The organism is Aestuariivirga sp. (genome assembly GCF_037139295.1).
In the GTDB taxonomy this organism is placed as follows: domain Bacteria; phylum Pseudomonadota; class Alphaproteobacteria; order Rhizobiales; family Aestuariivirgaceae; genus Aestuariivirga.
Map to the genome: position 1 here is coordinate 20979 of NZ_JBAXGR010000048.1, position 6035 is coordinate 27013.

Annotated in this window: 6 protein-coding genes; all 6 read right to left on the reverse strand. The window is 63.5% G+C overall.

Annotation, left to right across the window (positions count from 1 at the left end; all coding sequences use genetic code 11):
• Nucleotides 1-57: 57 nt before the first annotated feature.
• Complete coding sequence (locus tag WCJ41_RS13005) at nucleotides 58-864, reverse strand: alpha/beta fold hydrolase (protein WP_336906256.1); 807 nt, start codon at nucleotides 862-864, stop codon at nucleotides 58-60.
• A gap of 5 nt (nucleotides 865-869) precedes the next feature.
• Complete coding sequence (locus WCJ41_RS13010; RefSeq protein ID WP_336906257.1) at nucleotides 870-1493, reverse strand: dimethylsulfonioproprionate lyase family protein; 624 nt, start codon at nucleotides 1491-1493, stop codon at nucleotides 870-872.
• A 41-nt stretch (nucleotides 1494-1534) separates the two neighbouring features.
• The gene (locus WCJ41_RS13015) at nucleotides 1535-2668 is read right to left on the reverse strand and encodes an iron-containing alcohol dehydrogenase (protein ID WP_336906258.1); all 1134 of its coding nucleotides are present in this window, start codon (nucleotides 2666-2668) and stop codon (nucleotides 1535-1537) included.
• 22 nt (nucleotides 2669-2690) lie between these two features.
• Nucleotides 2691-3407, reverse strand: a complete 717-nt coding sequence (locus WCJ41_RS13020) for a DUF1194 domain-containing protein (RefSeq protein ID WP_336906259.1) — start codon at nucleotides 3405-3407, stop codon at nucleotides 2691-2693.
• 9 nt (nucleotides 3408-3416) lie between these two features.
• Nucleotides 3417-4532 (reverse strand): ABC transporter ATP-binding protein, encoded by a 1116-nt coding sequence (locus WCJ41_RS13025; protein WP_336906260.1) that lies wholly within the window; start codon nucleotides 4530-4532, stop codon nucleotides 3417-3419.
• A gap of 125 nt (nucleotides 4533-4657) precedes the next feature.
• On the reverse strand, nucleotides 4658-5926 hold the full coding sequence (locus WCJ41_RS13030; RefSeq protein ID WP_336906261.1) for an aminopeptidase P family protein: 1269 nt from the start codon (nucleotides 5924-5926) through the stop codon (nucleotides 4658-4660).
• Between the last annotated feature and the right edge of the window lie 109 nt (nucleotides 5927-6035).

The window sequence follows — 6035 nt, forward strand, 5'->3', positions numbered from 1 at the left end:
CTGCCACATCTGGCAAATGTTACACTCTATGGATGTAACATGCGGGAAAGGCTTACGCTACTGAGCTTTCGCATTCGCCAGGAAAAAGGCCACTTCCCGTGCCCATACGTCGCGATCGCTGATGATGTCATGGGTACCGCCGGGGATGACGACCATCTGCTTTGGTTCATTCGCCATCGCGAACAGGGCGCGCCCTTGCGCGAAGGGAACAACACGGTCGGCATCGCCATGCTGGATGAGCAGCGGCGCCTTCACCTCGGCAATGTGATCGCGCGAGCGGAACTGGTCCTTCATCAGAAGGCGCACCGGCAGCCACCAGTAAACGTCCGCAGCGATGTCCACCATCGCGGTGTAGGGCGCTTCCAGCGCAACAGCCGCGACTGGTTTCTGGGCTGCAAGCTGGATCGCGACACCGGTGCCGAGCGATTCACCCAGCAGCATGATCTGACCCGCCGCCACACCCTTGGCCCGCAGCACGTCATAGGCGGTGACTGCATCGATGATGAGGCCCGGTTCCGAGATCGTACCCGTGCTCGCGCCATAACCGCGATAGGAGACGAACATCGCGCCGAGGCCCTGTGACTGAAGATAGGCGAAGCGCTCGTGCCGGCCCGAGATCTCGCCGCCATTGCCGTGGAAAAACAGCACCGTGGGCTTGCCCGGCTGGGCAGGCGAATACCACAGCACGATGGTCTCGCCGTCCGGCGTCTTCACGCGGTCTTCGGTGACACCTGTGAGGCCCAGTTCCTGCGGCGGCGTGCCGGAACGGGCCGGAAAATACTGGAAGTTCCGCTGCTGGACATACATGAAGCCCATGATTGCCAGATAGGCGAGCACGGCGAACAGCAGGGCGAAGCGCAGCATCGCTGTCAGGCCCACTTCAGCTTGGCGGGCGTGGCCGTGGCACTGGTCCAGCACCATACGGCCAGAAGCGGCATGTCGTTGGTGATGGTGGCATGAAGCGCCATCGGCGGGTGCCAGATCGTGGCACCCTGTGGTTTCATCTCGAAGGGCTTTCCGTCACGGCTCCAGAAACTGCCGGAGGTCAGTGGCCAGTAGAGTTCCGGTGCCGGATGATAATGATCGGGATAGTGGCGATCAGGCCCGAGCATGAGCAGGCCCAGCAGGAAATCGGACCCGGCAAAGAAGCCATGGGGCCCGATGATTTCCGCCCAGCCGTAATTGGCCGAAAAGCCAGCGCCGAGGATGTGATCAGTGTAGCTCGCGGACTGCTGCCACTGCAGGCTATCCTCCACCGCGGCGATTGCAGCGGCGAGGTCCGGGTCGAGCAGCAGCGCCTCGCCGATGCACTGCGGCAGGTAGGTCAGCACCGGAAGGCCCTTCGGCACGGGCTCCTGGAACGCCGCCTCGCCGATATCCTGCTCGGAAAGCCGTGTCAGCACCTCTGCAACGCCCTCACCCTGCCGCGCCGAGAGCCCGCGCGTGACGGCGCCGATGAACCGGCGCGCATTGTCATAGAGATCCTGATTCATTCGACCATCTCTATCACACCGCAACGGCAAGCCAACTTGCATCAGGCAAGCGTGAGGAAGCGCTCGGCAAGCAGCAGCAGGTCATCGTCCTTCGGGTAGCGCAGGGTCGACTTGCGCATGGGCGCATTGGCCGGAGCGGCCATGTGCTTTGCCAGGGCCTCGGGCGTCACGCCGGTGAGCCCGGGGGCAACCGCAATGCCGCTGGCGCGCACCAGCCGCTCATAGGCGGAAACCGCATCGGATGCACCCATCGCCTCGGCAACCCGGCCAAAGCCAGCGCGATTGCCCTCCGCCACCCAGCCGATGGTGGCCAGCATGGCGAGCCCCGTGGCCCGGCCATGCGGGATCGGCGCGAGGTTCGCCACCGCATGCGAAATGTTGTGGGCCATTGCCGTTCCGCAATTGTCGATGCCGATTCCGCCATAGCAGGAGGCAAGCAGCATGGCGCCGCGCGCCGCAATGTCGTTGGGGTGCGTCACGGCGCGCTCGAGGTTGGCGGCAATCAGGCTGATGGCCTTGAGGCAGTAGAGGTCGTTCCCCGCATTGGCCTGCTTGTTGGTGGCGGCCTCGACCGCATGCACCAGCGCATCGAGCCCGGTGCCCGCCGTCACGGAGGGCGGCACGCCGACGGTGAGTTCAGGGTCGAGGATCGCCACATCCGGCTTCAGCTCCTCGCCCCAGGCCCAGACCTTCACCTTGTCGGCACCGGCATAGACGGAGACGCGCGTCACCTCGGAGCCCGTCCCGGCCGTGGTCGGCACGGCGATGATCGGCAAACGGTTCTTCGGCAAAGGCGTGGCGCAGAGTGCGTAGGCCGAAGCCGCGAGGCCTGATACCGCGCAGCAGGCGACGAGCTTCGCCGTGTCCAGCGCCGAGCCGCCGCCGAGGCCGATCACCGCCTTGGCGCCATGCTTGCGCGCCAGTTCGGTTGCGGCATCAATATCCTTCGCCGTCGGCTCGCCCATGAAGCCGTCATAGACATGCGCCTCGCATCCGGCCTTCGCGAGCAGGTCCACCGCCAGCCCGGTGATGCCAAGCGCCTTCAAAGCGGGATCGGCAACGAGCAGCACGGTTGCACCGCGCCCCGCCCGCGCCTCGACCTGCGGCACGATGTCGGCAAGGCGACCTGCACCAAAGCGGATTTCAGGAACGAAGCTCAGGGCGAAGCTGGTCATGAAGCACTCTTTCAGGGGAAAATCAGGTAATGCCGGGCCCGGTGATCTCGCGCACGAGCTTTCGCAGGATGGCTTCTCCATAGGCGTCATAGTCGTTGGCGGGAATGACGAAATGCCCCGGCCCGCCCGCCACATTGCTTTCGATATAGGTGTTGAGCGTCGGCCACTCGTTGAGAATGGTGAGACCGTTGATGGTGATGCCCTTTGCCAGCACGTGGTCACGCACCTGGGCGACGGGCGGCCCGCTGTTGTTGCGGCCGTCGGTCGAGACGTCGATCACCAGCCGTTCGGCGGAAGGTCCGGAGGCGAAAAGTGCCGCGGAGAAGGTGAGCGCCGTCGACAGCGAGGTGCCACCCTCCGTCAGCTGGCGCGGCGTGTTGATGAAGATCTGGCCCAGTTCGTCGGCATCCGCCCCGCCGGAGACGATCGTCCACGGCACCACGATCTTCTGGTTCCGCTCGTCCGACCACTGCACGGCGATCACGGCGATGCGCTGGCGCACGCCTTGCGCGATGGCCTTCTTCACCGCGTCGTTCATGAAGGCCTGTCCGAGGCCGCGCATCTGCACGGCGAATTCATGGCTGTCGACGCTGAACGAACAGTCGATCGCCAGCACGAGGGCGAGGTCGACCTCGTAGTCGTCGGCGTGGCCCGCCGGCAGCGGCATCAGGAAGCAGAAGGAAACAGCAAGGCCCAGGAGCCAGCACGCGACGTTTCGAAACCCGCTGCTGGCTGCCATCACCTCACCTCAGTGCCGGAACTCGGCATAGTCCAGCGCGCGGCAGTCAGCGGCCTTCCAGCCAACCTTCACCTCGCGGCCTTCGGCCACGTCGGTGGAGGCGCCCTTGTTGGGAACCTTGACGATGAAATTGTCGTCGCCCGCCACTTCGAGGCGGGCACGAATGTGGTCGCCGAGGTAAATCAGTTCGGCGATGCGGCCCGGAAGAATCACGTCCGCCGTCTGGGCATTCGGGTTGATCTCAACACGCTCGGGGCGGATCGACAGCAACGTGCGGCCGCCCTTCTCGCGCGGGCCAATGGCCAGCGCCTTCACCAGCTCACCCGTCTCCAGCTTCACCGAAGCGACGTTGTCGGAGTCGATCTCGGCGACGGTGCCCTTCAGCTTGTTGTTCTCGCCGATGAACTGGGCGACGAAGGAATTGACCGGACGCTCATAGAGTTCGGCAGGTGTCGACAGCTGCTGCACGATGCCGTCGTTGAACACCGCGATGCGGTTCGACATGGTCAGCGCCTCCGACTGGTCATGCGTCACATAGACCATGGTGACGCCCAGCCGCTCATGAATGTGCTTGATCTCGTATTGCATCTGCTCGCGCAGCTGCTTGTCGAGTGCACCCAGCGGCTCGTCCATCAGCACGAGGTCGGGCTCGAACACCAGCGCGCGGGCCACCGCGATGCGCTGCTGCTGGCCGCCCGAAAGCTGGCCGGGGCGGCGGTTGCCCATCTGCGGCAGCTCCACCATCTTCAGAACCTTGGCGACGCGATCCTCGATCTCGCCCTTCGGCACGTTCCTCACCTGCAGCGGGAAGGCCAGGTTCTCGTTGATCGACATGTGCGGGAAGAGCGCATAGTTCTGGAACACCATGCCGATGCCGCGCTTGTGCGGGGGCACGTTGTTGATCGGCTGGTCCTTCAGGTAGATCTCGCCGTGGGTCGCGGGCTCGAAGCCCGCCAGCATCATCAGCGTCGTGGTCTTGCCGGAACCCGAGGGGCCGAGCATGGTCAGGAACTCGCCCTTGGCAATGTCCAGGTTGAGGTTCTTCACGACGAGGGTTTCGCCGTCATAGCTCTTCTGCACATTGACGAAGCGAACCATCGCATCGCTTGCCGGGTCCTTGGCCATTCCCCTGTTTCCTCACCCTGTAAGTGTTTTATGTCTGCTTGAGAAAATATCATAGGGCGCGGGCCTGAGGATGCAAGTCCCTCCTGCGCCGCGCCCCATGAGTTCAGTTCGTGTCTGGCGCGAAATCAGCGCTTCTTCTTGGGCGATTTCTTGGCAGTTGCCTTCTTCTTGGCGCCGCCGGCCTTCACGATCAGGTGCTCAGGCCCATAGGGGAAGGCGGTGATGTTCTTGTTGCCCTTCTCGGTGATCACCAGAATGTCATGCTCGCGATAGCCGCCAGCACCCTTCTGGCCTTCGGGGATCATGATCATCGGCTCCATCGAGACGACCATGCCGGGCTCCAGCACGGTGTCGCAATCCTCGCGCAGCTCGAGGCCGCCCTCGCGGCCATAATAGTGGCACAGCACGCCGAAGGAGTGGCCATAGCCGAAGGTGCGATACTTGAGCAGATCATGGCTCGCGTAGATCTCGTTCAGCGCCTTGGCGACGTCGGAGCACCTGGCGCCGGGAACCAGCAGCTTCTTGCCCTCGTCATGGACGTGGCAGTTGATCTCCCACAGGCGGGTGTGCTCCTTCGAGGCGGATTCCGCGAACAGCGTGCGCTCGAGGGCGACGTAGTAGCCAGCCACCATCGGGAAGCAGTTGAGGCTGAGGATGTCGCCCTTCTTGATCTTCCTTGAGGTGACGGGATTGTGCGCACCATCGGTGTTCACGCCAGACTGGAACCACGTCCAGGTGTCGAGGAGCTCGCCCTGCGGCCAGATCTTGGCAATTTCACGCACCATGGCCTGGGTGGAGTGCAGCGCCACTTCATGCTCGGGCACACCAGCGGCGATGGCCTCGACGCAGGCCGCGCCGCCAATGTCGGCGATGCGCGTCATCTTGGTGATGTGCTTGATCTCTTCCGCGCTCTTGATCATGCGGAGCCGCATGGAGGGGGCGGCGACGTCGACGAACTCGACGCCCGGGAAGGCGTCTTCCAGCTGCTTGCGGAAGTCGAGGTTCACATGGTCGAACTCGATGCCGACGCGCTTGGCGCCCTTCATCAGCGCCTTCACGGCGATGAAGTAGTTGTCCTTCGACCAGTCGGTGTAGGTCACGTTGTCGCCGAAGGTGCGGCGCGCGGGCTGGCCGCCGTCGATGGCCGCCGTCACCGAGGTGGTCTTGTTGGGCGTGATGACCAGGCCGTACTTGCGGCCGAAGTAGCAGTAGAGGAAGTCGGAGAGGTAGTTGATATTGTGGTAGCTGGTGAACAGGCAGGCATCGACCTTGGCTTGTCTCATCCAGCCGCGGATGCCGTCCTGGCGGCGCTTCATCTCGGCGTCCGAGAAGGTCGGCTTGGGCTTCTTGCCATTGTTGCGATAATCGACGACCGCGGGACGGGCGAGGTTCATGAGGACGTTTCTCCGGGTTTGAAATGTGCGGGATAACTTCCCCGGATATGCCCTTGTGTCAAAAGACGATCCCTCACATACTCTATGAGATTTTCTCATGGAGCCGTTC

Excerpts from the sequence above, each read along its gene's own strand:
- WCJ41_RS13015 (WP_336906258.1), bottom strand. The coding sequence starts at position 2,668 with ATGACCAGCTTCGCCCTGAGCTTCGTTCCTGAAATCCGCTTTGGTGCA.
- WCJ41_RS13025 (WP_336906260.1), bottom strand. The coding sequence starts at position 4,532 with ATGGCCAAGGACCCGGCAAGCGATGCGATGGTTCGCTTCGTCAATGTG.
- WCJ41_RS13030 (WP_336906261.1), bottom strand. The coding sequence starts at position 5,926 with ATGAACCTCGCCCGTCCCGCGGTCGTCGATTATCGCAACAATGGCAAG.
- WCJ41_RS13010 (WP_336906257.1), bottom strand. The coding sequence starts at position 1,493 with ATGAATCAGGATCTCTATGACAATGCGCGCCGGTTCATCGGCGCCGTC.
- WCJ41_RS13005 (WP_336906256.1), bottom strand. The coding sequence starts at position 864 with ATGCTGCGCTTCGCCCTGCTGTTCGCCGTGCTCGCCTATCTGGCAATC.
- WCJ41_RS13020 (WP_336906259.1), bottom strand. The coding sequence starts at position 3,407 with ATGGCAGCCAGCAGCGGGTTTCGAAACGTCGCGTGCTGGCTCCTGGGC.